This is a genomic window from Pseudomonas sp. 382, assembly GCF_002759075.1.
Lineage (GTDB): Bacteria > Pseudomonadota > Gammaproteobacteria > Pseudomonadales > Pseudomonadaceae > Aquipseudomonas > Aquipseudomonas vlassakiae.
Window position 1 is genome coordinate 375,720 of the sequence record NZ_PEMX01000001.1, and the last position, 19,610, is coordinate 395,329.

The 19,610-nt window shown below is 63.8% G+C and carries 23 protein-coding genes and 2 pseudogenes; 21 read left to right on the forward strand and 4 right to left on the reverse strand.

Going from position 1 to position 19,610, the window contains the following annotated elements:
- Positions 1 to 24: 24 nt before the first annotated feature.
- Positions 25 to 672, reverse strand: coding sequence for a BON domain-containing protein (locus CQW31_RS01955; RefSeq protein WP_054887731.1), 648 nt, complete (start codon positions 670 to 672; stop codon positions 25 to 27).
- Positions 673 to 863: 191 nt separating this feature from the next.
- On the opposite strand from CQW31_RS01955, the gene CQW31_RS01960 reads away from it, so the two are divergent.
- From CQW31_RS01960 to CQW31_RS01970, 3 genes and pseudogenes are all read left to right on the forward strand, one after another.
- Positions 864 to 1,118, forward strand: a complete 255-nt coding sequence (locus tag CQW31_RS01960; protein ID WP_054887798.1) for a hypothetical protein — start codon at positions 864 to 866, stop codon at positions 1,116 to 1,118.
- Positions 1,119 to 1,124: 6 nt separating this feature from the next.
- Positions 1,125 to 3,406 (forward strand): annotated as a pseudogene (locus CQW31_RS01965) (heavy metal translocating P-type ATPase).
- A gap of 163 nt (positions 3,407 to 3,569) precedes the next feature.
- On the forward strand, positions 3,570 to 4,460 hold the full coding sequence (locus CQW31_RS01970) for a universal stress protein (protein ID WP_099813587.1): 891 nt from the start codon (positions 3,570 to 3,572) through the stop codon (positions 4,458 to 4,460).
- 14 nt (positions 4,461 to 4,474) lie between these two features.
- Here CQW31_RS01970 and CQW31_RS01975 read toward each other — a convergent pair whose 3' ends face one another.
- Complete coding sequence (locus CQW31_RS01975) at positions 4,475 to 4,864, reverse strand: phosphoribosyltransferase family protein (RefSeq protein ID WP_082433700.1); 390 nt, start codon at positions 4,862 to 4,864, stop codon at positions 4,475 to 4,477.
- Between the two features lie 155 nt (positions 4,865 to 5,019).
- Here CQW31_RS01975 and CQW31_RS01980 point away from each other — a divergent pair, with 155 nt between their 5' ends.
- Complete coding sequence (locus CQW31_RS01980) at positions 5,020 to 5,511, forward strand: BCAM0308 family protein (RefSeq protein WP_054887728.1); 492 nt, start codon at positions 5,020 to 5,022, stop codon at positions 5,509 to 5,511.
- 48 nt (positions 5,512 to 5,559) lie between these two features.
- Here CQW31_RS01980 and CQW31_RS01985 read toward each other — a convergent pair whose 3' ends face one another.
- Positions 5,560 to 6,456, reverse strand: a complete 897-nt coding sequence (locus CQW31_RS01985) for a universal stress protein (protein ID WP_099813705.1) — start codon at positions 6,454 to 6,456, stop codon at positions 5,560 to 5,562.
- Positions 6,457 to 6,618: 162 nt separating this feature from the next.
- Here CQW31_RS01985 and CQW31_RS01990 point away from each other — a divergent pair, with 162 nt between their 5' ends.
- The 14 genes and pseudogenes from CQW31_RS01990 to CQW31_RS02050 all read left to right on the forward strand — a co-directional run bounded on the left by CQW31_RS01990 (position 6,619) and on the right by CQW31_RS02050 (position 17,835).
- Positions 6,619 to 7,497, forward strand: a complete 879-nt coding sequence (locus CQW31_RS01990; protein ID WP_099813588.1) for a universal stress protein — start codon at positions 6,619 to 6,621, stop codon at positions 7,495 to 7,497.
- 304 nt (positions 7,498 to 7,801) lie between these two features.
- Complete coding sequence (locus tag CQW31_RS01995; protein ID WP_099813589.1) at positions 7,802 to 8,995, forward strand: cation:proton antiporter; 1,194 nt, start codon at positions 7,802 to 7,804, stop codon at positions 8,993 to 8,995.
- Between the two features lie 51 nt (positions 8,996 to 9,046).
- Positions 9,047 to 9,210, forward strand: a pseudogene (locus CQW31_RS31555) (putrescine-ornithine antiporter); the annotation flags it as partial.
- A gap of 169 nt (positions 9,211 to 9,379) precedes the next feature.
- Positions 9,380 to 9,817, forward strand: coding sequence for a YeeE/YedE family protein (locus CQW31_RS02000; protein ID WP_054887724.1), 438 nt, complete (start codon positions 9,380 to 9,382; stop codon positions 9,815 to 9,817).
- Position 9,818: 1 nt separating this feature from the next.
- Complete coding sequence (locus CQW31_RS02005; protein ID WP_099813590.1) at positions 9,819 to 10,247, forward strand: DUF6691 family protein; 429 nt, start codon at positions 9,819 to 9,821, stop codon at positions 10,245 to 10,247.
- A gap of 75 nt (positions 10,248 to 10,322) precedes the next feature.
- Positions 10,323 to 11,000: a thermostable hemolysin gene (locus CQW31_RS02010; protein WP_099813591.1), complete on the forward strand. Its 678-nt coding sequence runs from the start codon at positions 10,323 to 10,325 to the stop codon at positions 10,998 to 11,000.
- Positions 10,990 to 12,453, forward strand: a complete 1,464-nt coding sequence (locus tag CQW31_RS02015) for an AMP-binding protein (RefSeq protein WP_099813592.1) — start codon at positions 10,990 to 10,992, stop codon at positions 12,451 to 12,453. The genes CQW31_RS02010 and CQW31_RS02015 overlap by 11 nt, the downstream gene beginning before the upstream one ends.
- Before the next feature lie 8 nt (positions 12,454 to 12,461).
- On the forward strand, positions 12,462 to 13,142 hold the full coding sequence (locus tag CQW31_RS02020) for a TenA family transcriptional regulator (protein ID WP_054887720.1): 681 nt from the start codon (positions 12,462 to 12,464) through the stop codon (positions 13,140 to 13,142).
- The gene (locus tag CQW31_RS02025; RefSeq protein ID WP_099813593.1) at positions 13,129 to 13,935 is read left to right on the forward strand and encodes an SDR family oxidoreductase; all 807 of its coding nucleotides are present in this window, start codon (positions 13,129 to 13,131) and stop codon (positions 13,933 to 13,935) included. Before CQW31_RS02020 ends, CQW31_RS02025 begins: the two co-directional genes overlap by 14 nt.
- Positions 13,932 to 14,573: a hypothetical protein gene (locus tag CQW31_RS02030; RefSeq protein ID WP_054887718.1), complete on the forward strand. Its 642-nt coding sequence runs from the start codon at positions 13,932 to 13,934 to the stop codon at positions 14,571 to 14,573. The genes CQW31_RS02025 and CQW31_RS02030 overlap by 4 nt, the downstream gene beginning before the upstream one ends.
- Positions 14,574 to 14,575: 2 nt before the next feature.
- A complete protein-coding gene (locus CQW31_RS02035) occupies positions 14,576 to 15,238 on the forward strand; it encodes a response regulator (RefSeq protein WP_099813594.1) in 663 nt (220 codons plus the stop codon).
- Positions 15,235 to 16,599: a sensor histidine kinase gene (locus CQW31_RS02040; RefSeq protein WP_099813595.1), complete on the forward strand. Its 1,365-nt coding sequence runs from the start codon at positions 15,235 to 15,237 to the stop codon at positions 16,597 to 16,599. Before CQW31_RS02035 ends, CQW31_RS02040 begins: the two co-directional genes overlap by 4 nt.
- A 286-nt stretch (positions 16,600 to 16,885) precedes the next feature.
- Entirely contained in the window at positions 16,886 to 17,479 is a 594-nt protein-coding gene (locus tag CQW31_RS02045) for a GNAT family N-acetyltransferase (RefSeq protein WP_178075548.1), read from the forward strand.
- Entirely contained in the window at positions 17,476 to 17,835 is a 360-nt protein-coding gene (locus CQW31_RS02050; RefSeq protein WP_054887714.1) for a cupin domain-containing protein, read from the forward strand. Before CQW31_RS02045 ends, CQW31_RS02050 begins: the two co-directional genes overlap by 4 nt.
- Before the next feature lie 6 nt (positions 17,836 to 17,841).
- Here the strand turns inward: CQW31_RS02050 and CQW31_RS31115 are convergent, their stop codons facing one another.
- Entirely contained in the window at positions 17,842 to 18,135 is a 294-nt protein-coding gene (locus CQW31_RS31115; RefSeq protein ID WP_158238172.1) for a hypothetical protein, read from the reverse strand.
- Between the two features lie 96 nt (positions 18,136 to 18,231).
- Between CQW31_RS31115 and CQW31_RS02055 the strand changes: the two genes are divergently transcribed.
- From CQW31_RS02055 to CQW31_RS02065, 3 genes are read left to right on the forward strand one after another with little or no spacing between them, the layout of a single operon-like run.
- Positions 18,232 to 18,768 carry a chalcone isomerase family protein gene (locus tag CQW31_RS02055; protein WP_099813597.1) on the forward strand — a complete coding sequence of 179 codons (537 nt, stop codon included), beginning with the start codon at positions 18,232 to 18,234 and terminating at the stop codon, positions 18,766 to 18,768.
- 2 nt (positions 18,769 to 18,770) lie between these two features.
- Complete coding sequence (locus CQW31_RS02060; RefSeq protein ID WP_054887712.1) at positions 18,771 to 19,307, forward strand: DUF3833 domain-containing protein; 537 nt, start codon at positions 18,771 to 18,773, stop codon at positions 19,305 to 19,307.
- Positions 19,304 to 19,609 carry a DUF6482 family protein gene (locus tag CQW31_RS02065; RefSeq protein ID WP_099813598.1) on the forward strand — a complete coding sequence of 102 codons (306 nt, stop codon included), beginning with the start codon at positions 19,304 to 19,306 and terminating at the stop codon, positions 19,607 to 19,609. The genes CQW31_RS02060 and CQW31_RS02065 overlap by 4 nt, the downstream gene beginning before the upstream one ends.
- Position 19,610 lies beyond the last annotated feature (1 nt).

Sequence of the window (19,610 nt, forward strand, 5' to 3'; positions counted from 1 at the left end):
CCATTTCTCCTCGGCGCGGCGGCGCTAGGCGATCAACAGGTAATCTTCGACCTTGCTCACGCCCGGCACCGACCAGGCCGCACGCTCGACCACTTCCCGCTCGCGCAGCAAGTGCACCTTGCCTTCCAGCTTGACCACGCCACCGTTGACCGTGACGCGGATGCCCTCGGCCTGGATTTCGGCGCTGCGCTTGAGTGCGTCCTCGATGTGGCGCTTGATATCGACCGCGTCGGCGCGGGCCTTGAGGGTGATGCGGTTGTGCACGCCAACCACGCCCGACAGGCGCCAGACCGCCTGCTCGATCGCTTCCTTCTGGTATTGCCAATCGAGCTGGCCCTCCAGGGTTACCGTCCCTTTTTGCACGGTGACCTTGATGCCCTCCACGTTGGCGTCCGAGCTCCAGGCGATGATGTTCAGGGCGCGGCTGGCAATCGTGTCGTCAGCGGTCCCTTCGAGTTTGTTCAGGCGTACCTCTATCTCCTCGGCCAGCCCGCGCACGCCTTTCATGGCCTTGACCGTGCGCTCGGCACTGACTTTCTGGGCATAGCTGTTGACGTGCCCGGAGAGGGTGACCACACCGTTCTGCACCGTCACTCCGATGCTGGCGGCATTGATATCAGGTTTGAATTCCAGCTCTTCGAGCACAAGGTCTCGCAGGTCAAGGTCGTTCATGATCGGCTCCGGTAGCGGACAGGGGGAGGGGCTCAAGTGCCCTGAGTCCTTGTTTTTACCCTTGTGCCCCGCAGCGCGATTGATAAAGGTCAAACCCGGTGAACAGGCCGCTCACGGTTGACAAATGTCAGGCTCGGGCGCACGCCGCCCCGGATACTCAGCGTGTCCTGGGCATGCACGAGGGTATCGACATGCGACGTTATGTGCTTTGCGGGTTGGCCGGCCTGCTGCTGGTTAGCGCGTCCGGTTGCACGGCGTGGCGCGCCGAGGAATACGATGCGCGCCTGGAGTCGGCGGAGGACAATGCCGCCACTGCACGGTTGCGCGCCGATCAAGTGTGCTACCGCATCGATCTGGTCGAGCAGACCGCCAACGAGGCACTGCGACGGGCGATCCAGGCTCAGGACGAGGTGCAGCAACTGCGCCAGCAAGCCAGACGCAAGTAGCCCGCCATGCTGCGTCGATGGCTCGACCCCACACTTTTGATGGTCTGCCTGCTGGGCTTGCTGACCGGCGGCGTGGCCTACGCGGCGCAGCGGCCTGCCTGGGCCGCGCTGGCCTGGGCCACTGGCGGCCTGGTCATGGCCGGGGTCCTGGCGGTGGAAATGTTCAGGCGCCTGGCCCGGGGCGAGGCGGGTATCGACCTGATTGCCTTGTTGTCGATCGGCGCCGCGCTGGCCCTGGAGAACATGCTGGTGGCTGCGGTGGTGGCGCTGATGCTGGCCACTGGTCGCGCACTTGAAGCGTTCAGCGTGCGTCATGCCGAGCGCGAACTGCGCGCGCTGATCGACCGGGCGCCGCAACGCGCCTGGATCCAGGAACAGGACGGGCTGCGCGAGGTTGCGGTAGACCAGGTCAGGCCAGGTCAGGCCGTGCTGGTGCGCCTGGGTGAAATCGTGCCAGTGGACGGCCGCCTGCAGAGTTCACAGGCCACGCTGGACGAGGCGGCACTGACCGGCGAGTCGTTACCCGTCACGCGCCACTGCGGCGAGTCGGTGGCCAGTGGGGTGTGCAACGCTGGCGCGCCGTTGCTGCTGGTGGCCACGCGGACCGCGGCGCAAAGCACCTATGCCGGCATCGTGCACCTGGCCGAGACGGCACGCCAGTCCCGGGCGCCCTTCGTGCGCCTGGCGGACCGCTACGCGCTGGCCTTCATCCCGCTGACGTTGCTGATCGCCGCGCTTGCCTGGTGGGCCAGTGGCGACCCGCAGCGCGTGCTGGCGGTGCTGGTGGTCGCCACGCCTTGCCCGCTGATACTGGCGGTACCGATTGCCGTGCTGTCGGGCATCTCGCGAGCGGCGCGGCGTAGCATACTGGTGCGCGATGGCGCGGTGCTGGAGGCGCTTGCCGGGGTCCGCCAGGTCTTTCTCGACAAGACCGGAACCTTGACCAGTGGTCATGCGCGCTTGCAATCGATCGAACTCAACGGGGATGGCGCGCCGCTGCAGGTGTTGCAGTGGCCGCGTCACTGGCCCAGGCATCCACCCATCCGATCGCCCGGGCTATTGTCGACGCGGCCCTCGTGCGGGGCCTTGGCCTGGCGCCGCCACAACAGGTACAGGAGGCTCCAGGCCAGGGTTTGGCCGGCCAGGTGCAAGGCAAGGCCGTGCGCTTGGGGCTGCTGGCTTACGTGCAGCAGGGCAGGGAGGCGGGCCCCTGGGCACAGGCGTGCTTGCAGCAGCTCGACTATCTGGCCAGCAGTGGCAGTTTCGTGGCCGTGGACGGTGAACTGAAAGCGATGCTGCGGCTGGCCGACGAGGTGCGACGGGAAACACCCCAGACCCTGCGTCGGCTTCGAGCCCGCGGGATCGACCAGATCGTCATGCTGACTGGTGACCGCCTCCAGACGGCGCAAATGATCGCATTGACGGCGGGTATCGATGCGCTTCGCTCTGGCCTTTCACCGCAGGACAAGGTCCGCCTGGTTCAGGAAGGTCGCCAAAAAGGCCCCACGCTGATGGTCGGGGATGGCATCAATGATGCGCCGGCACTGGCTGCCGCCGATGTCGGGGTGGCCATGGGAGCGTCCGGGGTGACGGCCTCGGCGCAGTCAGCCGGCGTGGTCTTGCTGGTCGACAGGCTGGATCGTCTGATCGAAGCGCTCGACATCGCCCGACACGCCGTGCGCATTGCCCGCCAAGGCGTGTGGGTGGGCATGAGCCTCTCGCTGCTGGCCATGCTGTGCGCTGCGGCCGGCTACCTGCCTGCGGTGATGGGGGCGATACTGCAGGAAGGCATCGACCTGTTGATCATCCTCAATGCCCTGCGCGCCCTCGGCCCGGTTGCCGGTGATGGCCGCAACGGGCTGCCGGCCGCCAGCCTGCAGCGCATGCAGGACGAGCATCGGCAACTGGACGCTCTGTTGACCGAACTGAGCCAGATGGCGCGGGATTTTGCCAGCCGCCCTGCACACCAGGCGCGGGCCGACCTCGGGCACCTGGTCGCCGCCCTGCATGGCTTGCTGGAGCGCCATGAACGGGACGACGAGCAGCGGCTATACCCGTTGTTGAGCCGCTACATGGGGGGCGAGGATCCGCTCTCACCGCTCAGCCATACCCACCGGGAAATGTTCAGGCTGATCCATTTGCTGACGCGCATGAGCGAAGATTTCACCCAGGCCGCCGCCCACCCCAGCGCTGACGAAATCCAGCACCAGCTCATACGCCTGGATACCTTGGCGAAACTGCATTTCGACCAGGAAGAAGCCTTGTATCGCTACCTTGACCGACAGTGACCACCGTAACAGGGATCGCACGCTTGATTCAGATCAAGCGCCAAGGGCGGCGTTGGCCGGATGCTGGCAACAGCGGTCAATCGCGTCCAGCGAAAAGCGCCGACCTTCTAGATGCAACCCGAGCGACCTGAATGATCAGGCCGGCCCACTGTCGGAGGCAATCATGAGTCACTATCAACGCCTGTTACTGATCATGCGCCCAATGCTGCACCAGGCGGTTGCCCTGGAGCAGGCCGTGGCACTGGCCAGATCTGCATCGGCCAGCCTGCACATCGTCGCCTTGCTCGAATCACTGGACAAACTCTGGCTACTGGAGTCGGGCAAGCATCAGGCGGAGCGGGAGGCTTACCGGCTTGCTCAGCAGCAACAGCTGGAAGCCCAGGCGAATGCGCTGCGCGCCTCTGGCGTGCAGGTGACCACCGAGGTCGCCTGGAGCAATGACCTGCAGGATGACATCCTGCAGCACGTCTTGGACATGCAACCGGACCTGCTGCTCAAGCAGGTCGAGCGTGAGCCAGCGCTCAAGCGCGCGTTCTTCACGCCGCTTGACTGGCAACTGCTGCGCCACTGCCCGGTCCCGGTCTACTTGCTCGGTGCCAGCCGGCCAGCGTTGCCGCGCCAGGTCGTGGCGACGGTGGACGTGGCCGACACCTCGCCAGAAGGGCAAGCCCGTAACGACAGCATCGTCCAGCAGGCCAGCGCCTTGGCCTTGCAGACCGGGGCGCAACTGGACCTGTTGCACGCCTGCGACCTGTCGATGGCCTACATGGGCGACATGGGCTATGCCGCCTGGGCCATCGGTGACATTGCCGAGCCCATGCGTCAGGCGCTGGAGGACGATTTCAACAAACTCGCCGATCGCTTCGGGGCGCCAGCGCAACGCCGTCACTTCGTCCTGGGCCGTCCGGTCGCGGTGCTCAGCGAATACGTCGAATCACAGCCGGTCGACGTACTAGTCATGGGGCGGCCCATCGCCCGGGGACTGGACCGTCTGTTCGGCAGCACCACCGAGCATGTGTTGTATCAGGTGCCTTGCAATATCCTCGTGGTATAGGGTTGTGCGGCTGACTACGCCAGGGGCGTAAGGTGCTCGGCGACCAAGGCGCTGGTGTCGACGATGTCCAGCCGGGCCTGGCAAGGGGCTGGCAGGCGGGAGGGCTTGATGCTGTCGGCGACCAGGATGCGTTCGCGCATCCCGCTTTCGAACAGTGCCCCCGGGTGGGTGAACAGGCCGTGGGTGGCGGCAGCCAGAATGCGAGAAGCGCCGGCTTGATGGCAGGCTTGAGCGGCCCGCAGGAGTGTCTGGCCGGTGCTGATCATGTCGTCGAACAGCACGACCGTGCTGCCCGCCACATTGCCCACCAGGCACTCACCGCTGAGCTGCGTGTGTTGCCGGTGCTTTTCCACCATGGCCATGGCCACCGGGCGCGCCAACAGCCGGACCACTGCGGTGTTCATGGGCGGTGCTCCCTGTGTCGTTACCGGCGACCCCAGCGGTGTAGCACCGCTGGGTTTGACGATTATCAAGTACAGCCTGGGCCATCGGCGGACACTGTGCGGGTCAGCGCATGCCAAGGGCTGCGATCCTCACAATTGGTACAGCGAGCACGCCGATGGACAAGTATCAGAAAAGCCACAAGGACAAATTGTTCAAGTCACGTCCCTTCGATCCTTATGCCACACCCCTGCGTCCGGGCGGTAGCGCGCGTTGCCCGCAATGTGGCGCGGTCTATCACGACGGTGAATGGCACCTGCACGGAGCCAATGGCCTCGCGCCAGTGGAGTCCACCGTATGCCCGGCCTGTCGACGCATGGAAGACCGTGCCGCAGCGGGCCAGGTGCGCGTGTCGGGCCGTTTCCTCACGGTCCATGAACAGGAGATTCGCCAGCTCATGCAGCGTGTCGAACAGCAAGAGCGCCAGACCCACGTACTCGAGCGGCTGATCGCTATCGACAGCAAGGACGATGCACTGCTGGTGACCACCACCGGCACGCACCTGGCCAACCGTATCGGACACGAACTGCAAGCCGCTTATGACGGAGCCTGCAGCTATCGCTACAGCGACAGTGAGCGGTATCTGAGCGTCGATTGGCATCGCGATTGAGACGGGCCGCCGGTTTGCCTGCAGGGAGCAGTGCAACCCGGCGGCCAATCAGCCGTGGATCGCCAGGATACTCGAATGCACTTTGTACAGGGTTTGCTCGGTGGTACTGCCGATGACCTTGGCCAAGCCTTCGTGGTAAAGGGTGCCCATGACGACCACATCGAAGCCATGCTGGTTGGCGTATTCGCTGACGACACTCCGGGCAGCCCCGCGTATCAGGTGCAAATGGTCCGGCTTGATGCCGTAGTGGTCCGCGAAGCGGGTCAGGCGTTCCCGTGCCCTGCCTGTCACTTCTTCGATCACCTCATTGGTCCAGGCCACCGGTGCAGCGGCATAGGCCATGAAGCTGGGGCTCGGTTCATAGGCCTGGAGCACATGCAGTTGTGCCTTGCAGCGCTGCGCAAGTACCTGTGCAGCCTGCAGGACATGGTCGTTGCACCTGTGCACCGCAGCGTCGTGCTCGACCAGGTCCACCGCAGCCAGCACCCGTGCAGGCAGCGCCGCCTCAGCCTGAGCCACCAGGTGCAACGGTATCGGGCAGCGGCGCAGCAACTGCCAGTCCAGTGGCGTGAGCAGGGCACGGCTGACGACGGTCTCGTGGCGGATATCCTTGATCAGCATTTCCACGCGGTGCAGCTGCGCCAGACGGATCAGATCCTTGAGCGGGTCATCGTCGTCCAGCGTTTCGGGGTAGGCGGTAATGCCCTGTTCGCCAAGCGCTTGCGCCTGCTCGTGCAGCCAAGCCTTTCGGTGCTCGGCGTCTTGCTTGCGGGCACTGCTGCGCAGCATTTGGTCAAGGGTGATCAGGCGTGATGGTAGTTGGCTCAGCACCACCAGGTGCAACGTGGCGCCTGTAGCCTTGGCCAGGGCTTGGGCGCGCGCCATGGCTGGCGACGGGTGCAGGTCCGGATGGCAGATCAGTAGCAGTCGCGTCAAAGCGTTCATGATGGCCTCCGCAGCGATGGCCGTCGCCGGGAAGGCATACGGGCTCAGGCGTAGGGTGCCGCGATGGCGCCTGGGGGCCTTGATTTTTATCAAGAACGGACCAGCCGCGGCTCCGATAATGGCATGCATACGCAGACCTGCAGCCGCGCCGGGAGGTGCCCGATGAACCCGTATCGCCGGATCCTGCTGATCATGACCGAGGCCCAGGCCAACGCCGCGCTGTTCCGGGCCATGGCCCTGGCGGCGGCGTCTGGTGCCGCCCTGCAGGTGCTGGGTGTCCATGAACCCGGCGAACTGCGTCTGCGCCACGAGTTGCAGGCAACTCCATTGCCTAGCGTTTCATTCGTGCACTTCAGTACTGAGCTCAAGGCACTGCTCGACGAACAGCCGGCAAGGGGGGCACGCCCGGGTTTCGAGGCAGTGGAAACCGCCAATCCCCGCGACCTGGTGCCAGCCTGCATCGCCCGCTACGCGCCTGACCTGGTGATCAAAGGCTGCCCGGACTGTTCCCTGATCGATCAGCTGGCCCGGACCTCGCTTGACCAGGTGCTGTTGCATGCGAGCGAGGTGCCGTTGATGTTCGTGCCGGCGAATGCCCCGGCCATGCCAGCTAACGTGCTGGTTGCGGTGGATGTCTCGCAACCCTCGCCGCTCAATGACGCGCTGGTCGTTGCCGGTCAACAGCTGGCGATGCAATGCCAGGGCCAGTTGCACTTGCTTTCGGCGTACGACCTGCCAATCGCCATGCTGGCCAACCCTGACCTCGCCGGCCCGTGGGCGAACGAAGTGCGTGAATCACTGCAGTTGCCGTTCGATGCGTTGGCCGATGCCCATGGCATCGCCCACAGCCATCGGTTCTTCAGCGAAGGTGCGCCGTTGCGTGTAATCAAGTCCCATATCGCTGCGCTGGGAACCGATGTAGTGGTGGTCGGCGCCGTTCAGGCCAGGCAGTGGGCCAAGCTGATCGGCGATACCACCGAGCGGCTTGTCAGCCATGCGCCGTGCAGCATCCTGACCATCAGGCCCGCACCTGGCAGTTGAATCAGGTGCCATCGGCGGTTCGGCCATGGCGCACCACCTCCAGGCAGAATTGAAACCTGGGACTGACGTTTGGCCTGGTTTCATTGATTGCCGGTACCTCCAGTTACCTGGGTATCCGCAAGGTGCTGCGCGTGGAACCCTTCGAGATCTTCCGTTCCTGAAACAGGGGTCACGGCCGTTTCCGACGCAAGATCATTATTAGCTGCAGAGTTGACCTAGGATAACTTCTGCCACCTTTCAGATCGTCGCGCTGCACGGGCAGTGATAGCGTTGCTACATACGCTTTTGATCCTGGGGCGTGGCCATGTATCAGAACCTGGCTGTTCTGGCCGCCTTGCTGGTGCTGTACGCCAGCCTGGCCGGCGCGCTTGAGTCCAAACCTGTCAATGGTCCGCTGTTGTTCCTGCTGGCGGGCCTGGTGGCAGGTCCCTCCGGGCTTGGGTTGTTGAACCTTTCGCTGGACCGCAACGATCTTCGCCTGCTGGCCGAGCTGACCCTGTCGATCGTCCTGTTCAATGATGCCGCCAAGGCCAACCTGGCCCAATTGCGTCAATCCCGTAGCCTGCCTCTGCGCCTGTTGACCCTGGGGCTGCCGCTGACCCTGCTTGCGGGCTGGTTTGCCGCCTGGCTGCTGTTCCCGCGCATGCCCTGGCTGGAGATGGCGCTGTTGGCGACGATCCTGGCCCCGATTGACGCCGCGCTGGGCAAGGCCGTGGTGAGCAACCCCGAGGTTGCGGCCAATGTGCGCGAGAGCCTCAATGTCGAAAGCGGTTTGAACGACGGCATTTGCGTGCCGGTACTACTCTTGCTGTTGGCGTTGCTGACCGAGGCTCACTCGACGATGCCTTTTTCCCTGGCAGGCTACTTCTTCCTGGAGGAGTTGGGGATCGGTGTTCTCACGGGGATGGCGCTTGCGCTGTTGGTGGGCGGGTTGCTGCGTCTGTCGCAACGCCATTGCCTGCAGATCGAGGCCTGGCAGCAACTGGTGCTGCCCGCGCTGGCGTTGCTGAGCTTCGCCTGCGCCCAGGCGCTGGGGGGCAGCGGCTTCATCGCCGCATTCTGCGCAGGGCTGTTGACAGGTTACCTGTTCAAGCGGGAAACCCAGCCGCTGCTGGTCACCGGCGAGTCATGCGGTGAAGCGCTGTCGCTGCTGACCTGGGTGGTGTTCGGCGCCTACGTGGCGCCCAAGGCTTCGCAGATCATGGCGCCGTCGGTCTGGTTCTATGCATTGTCGAGCCTGTCGTTGGTGCGAATGCTGCCTGTCTGGCTCAGCCTGGCGGGGAGTTCACTCAACGCCGAGAGCCGCCTGTTCATCGGCTGGTTCGGCCCCCGTGGCCTTGCATCAATCGTTTTCGCGATCTTGATACTGGATGCGCCGTTGCAAGAGGGTGGCACGATCATCGCGTGCACCATCGCCTGCGTCCTGCTCAGCGTGGTGTTGCACGGGGTGAGTGCAGTGCCGGGGGCGCGGCGGCTGGGGCGCAGCGCACGAGAATGAGGGTATGGCAAGGGCCGGTTTCATCGAGACTTGTACGCGCAGGAGAGCAGCATGAGTGATCCAGCAAAGAAGATGGGCCTGGTCGGCTCACGACCCTGGTAACGGTGAACATGATGGGTTCGGGCATCATCATGCTGCCGGCGAGCATGGCACAGATCGGCGCGGTGTCGCTTCTGTCCTGGCTTGTCACGGCAGTGGGCTCGATGGCGCTGAGCTGCACCGGCAATCCAGCGTTATGGATTCCTGAACAGGTCTTCAAAGTCTAGCAGCAATCATTGGCTGTCCATGGGCACATGCGGCGGCGCGATGGGTTGGTTCCGGTGCTGTAGGCACAGCGCTAAGATGGAGCAGGTGCAATTGCGCAGGTAGATAGGGAGCATTGAGATGCTGGTTGATATGGCGGCCTTCACACCGTGGTCGGCACTGGCAGGTGGAGCAATGATCGGCCTCGCCGCCGGGCTGTTCGTGGTGGCGAACGGGCGCATTGCCGGTATCAGCGGCTTGCTCGGCTCGCTGTTGCAGCGCACGGCCGAGGGACGAGGCGAGAAACTGTCATTCCTGCTGGGTATCCTCGCCGCGCCCCTTTTGTGGCGCGCGTTCTCGGCTATGCCCCCGGTACATTTCAGCACGGCCCCCTGGTTGCTCATGGTCGCGGGGCTTCTGGTGGGCCTGGGTACCCGCTATGGCAGCGGCTGCACCAGTGGCCATGGGGTGTGCGGCCTATCTCGCCTGTCCCCGCGCTCGGCGGTAGCGACGTTGTGCTTCATGGCGGCCGGCTTTGCCACCGTCTTCGTGGTTCGCCACCTTTTCCAAGGAGCATGACATGAGCCGCATCAGCGCATTCATCGCGGGGTTGCTGTTCGGCATGGGGTTGCTGCTGTCGGGCATGGCGAACCCTGCCAAGGTACTGGGGTTTCTCGACCTCGCCGGGCAGTGGGACCCGTCGCTGGCACTGGTCATGGTGGGCGCCATCGGAGCTGCTTTGCTGCCCATGGCGTGGGCGCGTCGGCATGCTGTGGCCTTACTCGGCGGCGCGATGCAGTTGCCTGCCCGGCGTGACATTGACCGACGGCTGGTGGGTGGCAGCCTGATCTTCGGCATCGGCTGGGGGCTGGCCGGGGTGTGCCCAGGGCCAGCCCTGGTGCTGCTGGCCGGCGGGTTCTGGCAAGGCGGGCTGTTCGTGGCTGCGATGCTGGCTGGGATGGCGTTGTTCAATGGCTTGGAGGCACGGGGTAAAAAAACTCAGGTGTAGAAGGCCTGCCGCTTCAGATTCCCTTCAGATTCGCCACGGATACTCCCCCTGACCAACCCATTCGGGGGGAGATTCATGACTCAAGCCCTTTGGAGCAGCCTGCTCCCATTACCCATCGGCACACATGCTGAGCACCATGCCCATTTGTCCTTGCACCTGCAAGGCGAGCAGGGGCGTGGTGAGCTGGAGCATTTCATTCATCAGTGTTTCGCAAACGTTCACCAGGCCGATGTCCACCATTACCTGCCAGAGCTACTGGCCCTGCGCGACAGCCACGGGCGGCTGATGGCTGCGGCCGGGATGCGCCCGGCCAGCAGTGGGCCGCTGTTTCTCGAAGGCTACCTGGATGAGCCCCTGGAAAACGCGATCTCCAGGGTGGCGGGCGTGACGCTGGGGCGCGAGTGCATGGTCGAGGTTGGCAACCTGGCCTCGCTCAGCGCCGGCAGCGCCCGGATCATGATCACCACCGTGACCTGGCTGCTCGCCACCCGTGGGCTGCAGTGGGTAGCATTCACCGGCGCAGCGACCCTGATCAACAGTTTCCAGCGCCTGGGGCTGGTGCCGACGGTGGTGGCGCAGGCCGACCCCGCGCGCCTGGACGAGGCGGCGCAGCAATGGGGGCACTATTACGACCAGCATCCGCAGGTGTTCGTCGGCAATATCCGCCATGGCTTCGAGCGCCTGGAGTCGGCCGGTGTGTTCCGGCGCCTGGGGCTGCCCGTGCTCAACGAGGAGACCGGCCATGCCGCATGAACTGGAACGCTTCAGGCAATTGCTGCTTGACCTCGGCCGTGAGCGCGGCGATGCCCTGGCGGTGGAGGGAGATACCGAGCGGTTCACCTACAAGCAGGTGCTCGCCGAGGTCTGGCTGCGCGCCAAGGCCTTGAGCGCCCACCCCCCAGGCGTTTTGGCGCTGGCGCTGGATAACGGCCCTGAGTTGCTGTTCTGGGACCTGGCGGCACTGGTCTCGGAGCGAGCCTGCGTGATCGTGCCAACGTTCTTCAGTAAGGCGCAGGTGCACCACTGCATCGAACAGTGCGGCGCAAGCCTGGTGCTTTGCCAGCCGGTCTGGGAGGGCGTGTTCAGCCAGCTGGGCTTCGTCCAGCAGGAGTCATTCTGGACACGCGATCTGGCAGCGCCGGTGGTGCTGCCAGCGGGCACCGCCAAGGTCACCTATACCTCCGGCAGCACGGGCACGCCCAAAGGCGTTTGCCTTGGCGCCGATGCCATGCTGCGTGTCGCGCATGAACTGGAGCTGGCCAGCCGGCCCACCGAGCCCCAGCGCTACCTGGCGGTGTTGCCACTGGGTGTACTGCTGGAAAACCTGGGCGTCTATGCCGCACTCATGGCCGGGGCCAGGGTGCTGCTTTACCCCCAGGCGCAACTGGGCATGGGCGGCGCCAGCCAGGTCGACTTCAAGCGCTTGCTCGGGGCCATCGCCTTGAGCGGCGCGCAGAGCCTGATCCTGGTGCCGCAGCTGTTGATGGGCCTGGTCACGGCGATCGAGCGCGGCCTGATGAAGGTGGGCCCTCTGCGCTTCGTCGCGGTCGGCGGGGCGCGGGTATCGCCTGGCCTGCTGGCGCGGGCCGAGGCCATTGGCTTGCCGGTCTTCGAAGGCTATGGCTTGTCGGAGTGTGCCTCGGTGGTGGCGCTCAACCGTCCGGGGGCGATGCGCCGGGGCAGCGTCGGCCGGCCACTGCCCCACGTTCAGGTGCGAATCGCCGAGGATGGCGAAGTACTGGTCAGCGGTTCGGTGCTGCTTGGCTACCTGGGGGAAGCACCCGCTTCGTCGGCCTGGTGGGCCACGGGTGACCTGGGTTACTTCGATGACGATGGGTATCTGTATCTCGATGGGCGCAAGAAACACCAGTTCATCACCAGCTTCGGGCGCAACGTCAACCCTGAATGGGTGGAAGCCGAGCTGACCCAGAGCGGTGTGATCGCCCAGGCCTTCGTGCATGGCGAAGGGCTGCCGCGCAACCTGGCGCTGCTCTGGCCGCTTGACCCCGGTGCCAGCGACGAAGCCATCGAGCAGGCGGTGCAGCGCAGCAATGCAACCTTGCCCGACTACGCCAGGGTGCATGCCTGGCGGCGCCTGCCAGGCCCTTTGACGGCCGGCGAAAACACCCTGACCGCCAATGGCCGCCCGCGACGCGAGGCGATCCTGCAGCGTTATCACACCCTGTTGTCCGACATCCAGTTGTGAGGTCCGTCATGTCATTTTTCGATACCCTTCAGTTGCAAACCAGCCACGAGCGCCAGGCCCTGTTCGCGGTGCCGGTGATTCGTGAAGCCCTGGCTGGCCACGTCAGTCGCGACAGCTATATCGCGTTCCTGACCCAGGCCTACTACCACGTGCGCCACACCGTGCCGCTGATGATGGCCTGCGGCGCGCGCTTGCCCTCGCGCCTGGAGTGGTTGCGCGGCGCCGTCTGCGAATACATCGAGGAGGAATACGGCCACGAGCAGTGGATCCTCAACGATATCAAGGCCTGCGGTGGTGACTGGGAGGCGGTACGCGACGGCCGGCCGGCAATGCCGATAGAGCTGATGGTCGCCTACCTGTACGACCTGATTGCGCGGGGCAACCCGGTGGGGCTGTTCGGCATGGTCAACGTCCTCGAGGGCACCAGCATCGCCCTGGCCACCCATGCCGCAGGTGCCATTCAGAGCAGCCTGGGGCTGCCGGACAATGCGTTCAGCTACCTCAGCTCCCACGGCGCGCTGGACCAGGACCACATGGTCACCTACAAGCGGCTGATGGACCGCCTGGACGAGGTCGATGACCACCAGGCGGTGATCCACGCCGCCAAGGTGGTGTACCGGTTGTACACCGAGATGTTCGAAGGCTTGCCGCGTGCGAGCCAGGCCGAGGTGCAGCATGCGCTTGCCTGAGTCGGTGGTGGTATTGACCGGTGCCAGCGGCGGCATTGGCCTGGAGCTGGCCGAGCAGCTGTGCGCGGCCGGGGCCAGGGTGCTCGCGGTGAGCCGGCACCTGGGCAAGTTGGCGGGCCTGATGAATCGCTACCCCGATCGCCTGCGCTGGCAGACCGCCGACCTGCGTACCGCGCAAGGGCGCGAGCAGGTCGTCAGCCGGGCCCGGGAGATGGGCGGGGTCAATGTGCTGATCAACGCCGCTGGGGTAAACCGCTTCGCCTTGCTCGACCAGCTGGACGAACACGCGCTGGACGAGTTGCTGGACATCAACCTCAAGGCGCCACTGCAGCTGACCCGAGCCTGCCTGCCGCTGCTGCGCGAGCAACCCAAGGCGCTGGTGGTCAATGTCGGGTCCACCTATGGCTCGATCGGCTACCCCGGCTACGCGAGCTACTGCGCCAGCAAATTTGCCTTGCGAGGGTTCTCCGAAGCGCTGCGGCGGGAGTTGGCCGACACCCCGGTAAACGTGTTGTATGCAGCGCCTCGGGCGACCCGCACAGCCATGAACAGCAGTGCCGCGACAGCGCTCAACCAGGCGCTGAAAGTCGGCATGGACGACCCCGCCGATGTCGCCCGTGCCGTGCTCGAGGCGGTGCAGTCCGAGCGCAGCGAACTGTACCTGGGTTGGCCAGAGAAGCTGTTCGTGCGCCTCAACGGCATGCTGCCGGGGGTGGTCGACCGTGCGCTGCGCAAGCAATTGCCAGTTATTCGCCGCTATATCGGTAGCCATACCAAGGAGTCGAGCAAATGAAGCGTCTGCTCATCGCCAGCTTGCTGGCATTCGCCCCCTTCAGCTGGGCACTGGACACTGCAGGCACGCAACACCTGAGTGATTTGCAGCAACGCTGGGCACAGATCCAGTACCAGTTACCCAAAGAAAAACGTGCCGATGCATTCGAAAAGCTGGCCGCTGATGCCACGGCGTTCGTGCATCAATACCCCGGCACGCCTGAGCCTCTGATCTGGGAAGGCATCATCAACAGCAGTTGGGCGGGCGCCGTCGGTGGCCTGGGCGCGCTGGGCAAGGTCAAGGCGGCCAAGGCCAGCCTGGAACAGGCCATGAAACTCGACCCCAACGCCCTGCAGGGCTCGGCCTATACCAGTCTGGGCACGCTCTATGACCAGGTCCCGGGCTGGCCGATCGGTTTTGGCGACAGTGAAATGGCCGACAAGCTGCTGCGCAAGGCCCTGCAGATCAACCCCAATGGGATCGACAGCAACTACTTCTGGGGCGATCATCTGTATCGGCAAAAGCGCTACCCTGAAGCCACTGCCGCCTTGCAGAAGGCTTTACAGGCGCCGCCCCGGCCAGGGCGCGAGCTGGCCGACCAGGGCCGGCGTGGCGATATCGATGCTTTACTCAAGGCCATCAAGGACAAACAGGACTGAACATGCGGCTGCTGCTGCTTGAGGACGATACCGCGCTGGGTGAGGGCATTTGCGACGGCTTGCGCCAGGCGGGCTACACGCTCGACTGGCTGCGTGATGGCGTGAGTGGCTTGCACGCGTTGCAGCACGAAGGGTTCGACCTGGTGATCCTGGATCTCGACTTGCCCCGCCTCGATGGTATCGAACTGCTGCGTCGCGTGAGGGCAGGGGGTAACAGCCTGCCGGTGCTGATCCTCACCGCACGGGACAGCCTCGATGATCGTATCACCGGGCTGGATGCAGGCGCCGATGATTACCTGGTGAAGCCTTTCGACCTCAACGAGCTGAAGGCCCGGTTGCGTGCCTTGCTGCGGCGAAGCGCCGGGCGTGCGACGGTGCTGATCGAACATGCCGGTGTGAGCCTCGACCCTGCCACCCGGCAAGTGCACTACAACGGTGTGGAAGTCATCCTGACCCCCAAGGAGTATCGACTGCTGCATGAGTTGCTGGCCCAACCCGGCAAGGTCTTCACCCGCGAACGCCTGACCCAGCTGCTGTACGGTTGGGATGAGGAGCCCGAGAGCAATACGCTTGAGGTGAACATCTACCACCTGCGCAAGAAACTCTTCAATGGCCTGATCCGCACGGTCCGCGGTATTGGCTATCTGGTCGAGGGCAAGGCATGAGTTCGCTGCGTCAACGCACACTCTGGCGGGTCATGTTCCTGCTGTTGGCCGGCACTGGCCTGCTGGTGCTCTACAACTACCACGACAGCCGCCATGAAATTAACGAAGTGTATGACGCGCATCTCGCCCAGAATGCGCGCCTGCTTCAGGGGGTCATGAGCATGCCTGTGCAGGGCAGCTCGCGTGACGACATGTACCGCGCTTTCAACGAAGCGTTGGGGCAAGCCGGTCGCAGAGGGGGCGGCCACCCTTACGAAAGCAAGCTGGCATTTCAGGTCTGGGGGGAGGGTGGTGTGCTGCTGGTGCATACGCCGAGCGCCCCCCGGCTTGATCCGATGCCGAGCGCCCCGGGTTTCTACGACTTTGTCAGTGGCGACAAGCAATGGCGCAGTTTCGTCTTGCAGGTACCGGAAAAGAACTGGTTGATCTGGGTCGGCGAGCGTGACGATGTGCGTTACGACCTGATCGACCGGATCGTCCGCCACACCGTGTTCCCGTTCCTGCTTGGTAGCCTGGCCCTGGCGCTGTTGGTCTGGGCCGCCATTGGCTGGGGGCTGCGGCCGTTGCAGAACATGGCCAATGTCATCCGTGGGCGGCACGCCAATTCGCTGGAACCGCTGCAACTGGTACCTCTGCCATCGGAGCTTGAACCCATGCAGGCGGCCATCAACCGCCTGCTGGCGCAGATCGAGGACTTGCTGCGGCGTGAGCATCGCTTCATTGCCGATGCCGCCCATGAGATGCGTACGCCGCTGGCGGTGCTGCGCCTGCACGCGCAGAACGCGCTCGAGGCCAGTCAAGAGGCGGAGCGCCACAAGGCCTTGGGTTTTGTCATCGGCGGGGTCGACCGCTTGACCCGGGTGGTCAATCAACTGCTGACCCTGGCCCGTGTCGAGCCTCGCCTGGGGCAACGCGCTACCGCTCAGGTCGACCTTGCCGAGGTGGTGACCGATACCATGGCCGAGCTGACCCCCTGGATACTGAACCGTGGCCTGGAGCCTTCGCTGGATATCGGCGAAGGGGATCATCATCTGGCCATCGATGCCGGTGCGCTGACGATCGCCCTGCAGAACCTGGTTTCCAACGCGGTGGAACATTCGCCACCCGGTGGGCGCATCACGGTGCTGCTCAGGCGTCTGGACAGTCGTTTCGAACTGATCGTCGAGGATGAGGGGCCGGGTATCGACGAGGCGGAGTTGTCGCGCGTTTTCGAGCGCTTCTACAGCCGTAACAGCCCCAATGGGGCTGGCCTTGGATTGTCCATCGTGACCACCATCATCGACCGGCTTGGCGGCCACGTGCGTCTCGAAAACCGTGTCAGTGGCGGATTGGCTGCCACCATGTCGCTGCCGCTGGCCTGAGGCAGCCGCAGCGCTCACCTCAGACTCCCTGCACTGACTTGATCGGCATTCGATCAGGCGCCCGTCGACGGGTTTCGGTATCAATACCTCGCGCTGCCAGACGGTTACCCCTGAGGCCAAAGCCACTCAAGCAGTCGCTGCCCTTTGAACTGAGCCCCGGCGTCGCATGCTGTGCTGACAGTGTTCGCCCTGAGCATGATGGGAACCGTTGCACCTGGCTACCCTGCCTGCCTGTCAAAGGCGTAATCCTTGAAACCAGCCACCCGATTCCATGGAAGCACTGTACATGCCTATCGACTTCAGGCCTGCCCAAGCCACGGACGCGCACGATATTGCGCGCTTCTTTCAACTGACATCGGAGGGCATGGCCGATTACATATGGAGCAAGCTTGCCGCACCTGGAGAAGCATTGCTGAGCGTCGGTGCGTCCCGCTATGCCAGGGAGCAGGGCGACTTCTCCTATAAGAACTGCATGATGGCCACGTCCGAAGGGCGCGTAATCGGCATGATGCACAGCTATGCCTTGCACGAGACGCCTGACCGGCCTGTCGAGACAGACCCGGTCCTGGCGCCTTATTGCGAAATGGAAATACCCGACACCTTGTACATCTCCAGCCTGGCCCTGGATGAGGGATGGCGCAGCCAGGGCCTGGGCGCCCAGTTTCTTCGCCATGCCCAGCAGCGCGCCGAGGGCGCTGGCCTGGATGGGCTGTGCCTGATCGATTATGCAGAAAACCACGGTGCACGCCGCTTCTACGAGCGTCACGGTTTTCAGATTGTGAAAACCTGCCAGATCGTTGCGCACCCGATGCTGAGGGTCACCGGTGACGCCTATTTGATGTATCGCCCCAACCACAACGTGCTCGAGAAAAGATCATGAACCAGAAACTCACCGTGTTCCGCGAACTGGATATCCAACCGGTGCGCGACCTTCCTTTTTTTGCCGAGGTCGTGGAGGGCAGCCCCCATACGCTGACGTCCAGTTACTATCACGATGAACAGCAAGGTCGCATTTCCGGCGAATGGGAGGCCACTACCGGAGCGTGGCGCATCGACTACAAAGTCTGGGAGTTTTGCCATGTCCTCAGTGGCCGCTGCGTCATCGAGCTTGAGGGTTGCGCCCCCGTCACACTGGCCGCTGGCGATACGTTCATCATCGAACCGGGCGCCAAGGGTAGATGGACCGTGCTGGAAGACATGAAAAAGAACTTCGTGATCCTGGTGCCCACGAACTAGGACCATTCACCCCGGTTGACAGCTGGCTGCATCACGCCAGCCAGTATGGCCGGCGCCTGAAACCTGTATCAGGCCTGCCCGCGCACGGCTGTTCAGCATCGTCGAAGTCTTCCTGTCGACGAGAAACGCAACGTGAATCTCGCAACGATCATCACTCGTAGTGCCCACTACTGGCCGCACCACATTGCCGCGGCCGACAGTCACAACCGTGTGACCTACACCCAGCTGGAACGGTGCGGCAGCAGGGTGATCCATGCCTGCAAAAAAATACCCTGTCCGCTTCGCTGCCACGTTCAGCATGAATAGGTCCTTCGATGTTAAAATCTATACAAGCCAGCTAAAATATCTGTACATTGTGCTAGTGTTGTACAGTATTTAGGCGTGCTCGAGGTCAGTATGGCGCACCCTGGTCGTTGGACCGCGCTTTGCCTGCTAGTGGTTGCCCTGTCAGCGGCAGCGGACTGGCGGGCGGAACTGCCAGCTGCGCAACGGCTGGGTGCCGGTGAGTTCACCTGGTTTGGCCTGCGTCTATACACAGCTCAATTGTGGACAGTAGGTCCTGTTCATGACTGGAACCAGCCTTTCGCCCTTGAGCTGCTGTACCACCGCTCGCTGTCCAGAGACACGTTGGTGCAGGCCAGTCTCGAAGAAATGCGCCGCCTCGATACGGGCGGAATGACGCCGCAGCAACGTACCGCGTGGACCGATGCAATTGAGCAGGCATTCGTCGACGTGCATGCCGGTACGCGCATTACTGGCCTGTACCTGCCGGGGCAGGGCTGTCGCTTCTACGTCGATGGCAAGCTCAGCCGCGAAATTGCCGACCCGGTCTTTGCTCGCCAGTTCTTCGCCATCTGGCTCGACCCCCGCGCCAGGGATACCCAACTGCGTCAGCGCCTGCTTGGGCTGGCTGGCAACGACCGAGGACCATGAACATGTACAAGGCGCTGTTGCTGGCTTTCTGTGTGCTTCTGGGCAGCTGTGGCAATGTCGGTGTCGAGCAGTATGCCCAGCAGCAACCCAAACTGGACCTGGCTGCGTTCTTCTCGCGACCGGTGCAGGCCTGGGGGATGTTCCAGAAGCGTTCCGGGGAGGTGGTCAAGCGCTTCCACGTGCGCATTCACAGTCACCGCGAAGGTGAGCGTCTGATTCTCGACGAGCAGTTTCTCTATAGCGATGGCACACGCCAGCAACGTACCTGGACGCTGGTGCCCGACGGCCCCGGCCGCTGGCGCGGAACGGCGGGGGACGTGATCGGTGAAGCGCGAGGCGAAGTGGCGGGCAACGCGCTGCGATGGCGTTACCAGCTGGACCTGCCAGTTGACGGAAACCACTGGCAAGTGGACCTGGACGACTGGATGTACCTCATGGATGACGACACCCTGATCAACCGCTCGAGCATGAGCAAACTGGGCGTGGAGATAGGGCAGATCACCCTGTTCTTCCGCCGTCTGCCGGAGGGCACACCATGAACTTGATCGCGCTCACTGAACTGGTTTCGACCGGCGAGGCAAAGGAACTTGAACTGCTGTCGCTGGAAGGAGGCTTCTACCTGCTGCGCGCCTTGACTGACGTAGGCCCCGTGACCTTGAGCGATGCCCTCGGGCAGCCCGTTCGGGTGCGCTCCACTACTGAACTGAGGCATTTGCTCGGCGGCCTGCCCCCCGTGCCGTGCATGCTGGTACAGCAGGTGGTGCATGATGAGATGTGCGGGCAACGTGACGGCCCGATTGCGCCGCTGCGGCTGCCGATATCGCTCGCCAGCCAGTGGTAGC

What these genes read in the sequence shown, in the direction of transcription:
- CQW31_RS01955 (WP_054887731.1), bottom strand. Translation starts at nt 672, where the DNA reads ATGAACGACCTTGACCTGCGAGACCTTGTGCTCGAAGAGCTGGAATTC.
- CQW31_RS01960 (WP_054887798.1), top strand. Translation starts at nt 864, where the DNA reads ATGCGACGTTATGTGCTTTGCGGGTTGGCCGGCCTGCTGCTGGTTAGC.
- CQW31_RS01970 (WP_099813587.1), top strand. Translation starts at nt 3,570, where the DNA reads ATGAGTCACTATCAACGCCTGTTACTGATCATGCGCCCAATGCTGCAC.
- CQW31_RS01975 (WP_082433700.1), bottom strand. Translation starts at nt 4,864, where the DNA reads ATGAACACCGCAGTGGTCCGGCTGTTGGCGCGCCCGGTGGCCATGGCC.
- CQW31_RS01980 (WP_054887728.1), top strand. Translation starts at nt 5,020, where the DNA reads ATGGACAAGTATCAGAAAAGCCACAAGGACAAATTGTTCAAGTCACGT.
- CQW31_RS01985 (WP_099813705.1), bottom strand. Translation starts at nt 6,456, where the DNA reads ATGAACGCTTTGACGCGACTGCTACTGATCTGCCATCCGGACCTGCAC.
- CQW31_RS01990 (WP_099813588.1), top strand. Translation starts at nt 6,619, where the DNA reads ATGAACCCGTATCGCCGGATCCTGCTGATCATGACCGAGGCCCAGGCC.
- CQW31_RS01995 (WP_099813589.1), top strand. Translation starts at nt 7,802, where the DNA reads ATGTATCAGAACCTGGCTGTTCTGGCCGCCTTGCTGGTGCTGTACGCC.
- CQW31_RS02000 (WP_054887724.1), top strand. Translation starts at nt 9,380, where the DNA reads ATGCTGGTTGATATGGCGGCCTTCACACCGTGGTCGGCACTGGCAGGT.
- CQW31_RS02005 (WP_099813590.1), top strand. Translation starts at nt 9,819, where the DNA reads ATGAGCCGCATCAGCGCATTCATCGCGGGGTTGCTGTTCGGCATGGGG.
- CQW31_RS02010 (WP_099813591.1), top strand. Translation starts at nt 10,323, where the DNA reads ATGACTCAAGCCCTTTGGAGCAGCCTGCTCCCATTACCCATCGGCACA.
- CQW31_RS02015 (WP_099813592.1), top strand. Translation starts at nt 10,990, where the DNA reads ATGCCGCATGAACTGGAACGCTTCAGGCAATTGCTGCTTGACCTCGGC.
- CQW31_RS02020 (WP_054887720.1), top strand. Translation starts at nt 12,462, where the DNA reads ATGTCATTTTTCGATACCCTTCAGTTGCAAACCAGCCACGAGCGCCAG.
- CQW31_RS02025 (WP_099813593.1), top strand. Translation starts at nt 13,129, where the DNA reads ATGCGCTTGCCTGAGTCGGTGGTGGTATTGACCGGTGCCAGCGGCGGC.
- CQW31_RS02030 (WP_054887718.1), top strand. Translation starts at nt 13,932, where the DNA reads ATGAAGCGTCTGCTCATCGCCAGCTTGCTGGCATTCGCCCCCTTCAGC.
- CQW31_RS02035 (WP_099813594.1), top strand. Translation starts at nt 14,576, where the DNA reads ATGCGGCTGCTGCTGCTTGAGGACGATACCGCGCTGGGTGAGGGCATT.
- CQW31_RS02040 (WP_099813595.1), top strand. Translation starts at nt 15,235, where the DNA reads ATGAGTTCGCTGCGTCAACGCACACTCTGGCGGGTCATGTTCCTGCTG.
- CQW31_RS02045 (WP_178075548.1), top strand. Translation starts at nt 16,886, where the DNA reads ATGCCTATCGACTTCAGGCCTGCCCAAGCCACGGACGCGCACGATATT.
- CQW31_RS02050 (WP_054887714.1), top strand. Translation starts at nt 17,476, where the DNA reads ATGAACCAGAAACTCACCGTGTTCCGCGAACTGGATATCCAACCGGTG.
- CQW31_RS31115 (WP_158238172.1), bottom strand. Translation starts at nt 18,135, where the DNA reads ATGCTGAACGTGGCAGCGAAGCGGACAGGGTATTTTTTTGCAGGCATG.
- CQW31_RS02055 (WP_099813597.1), top strand. Translation starts at nt 18,232, where the DNA reads ATGGCGCACCCTGGTCGTTGGACCGCGCTTTGCCTGCTAGTGGTTGCC.
- CQW31_RS02060 (WP_054887712.1), top strand. Translation starts at nt 18,771, where the DNA reads ATGTACAAGGCGCTGTTGCTGGCTTTCTGTGTGCTTCTGGGCAGCTGT.
- CQW31_RS02065 (WP_099813598.1), top strand. Translation starts at nt 19,304, where the DNA reads ATGAACTTGATCGCGCTCACTGAACTGGTTTCGACCGGCGAGGCAAAG.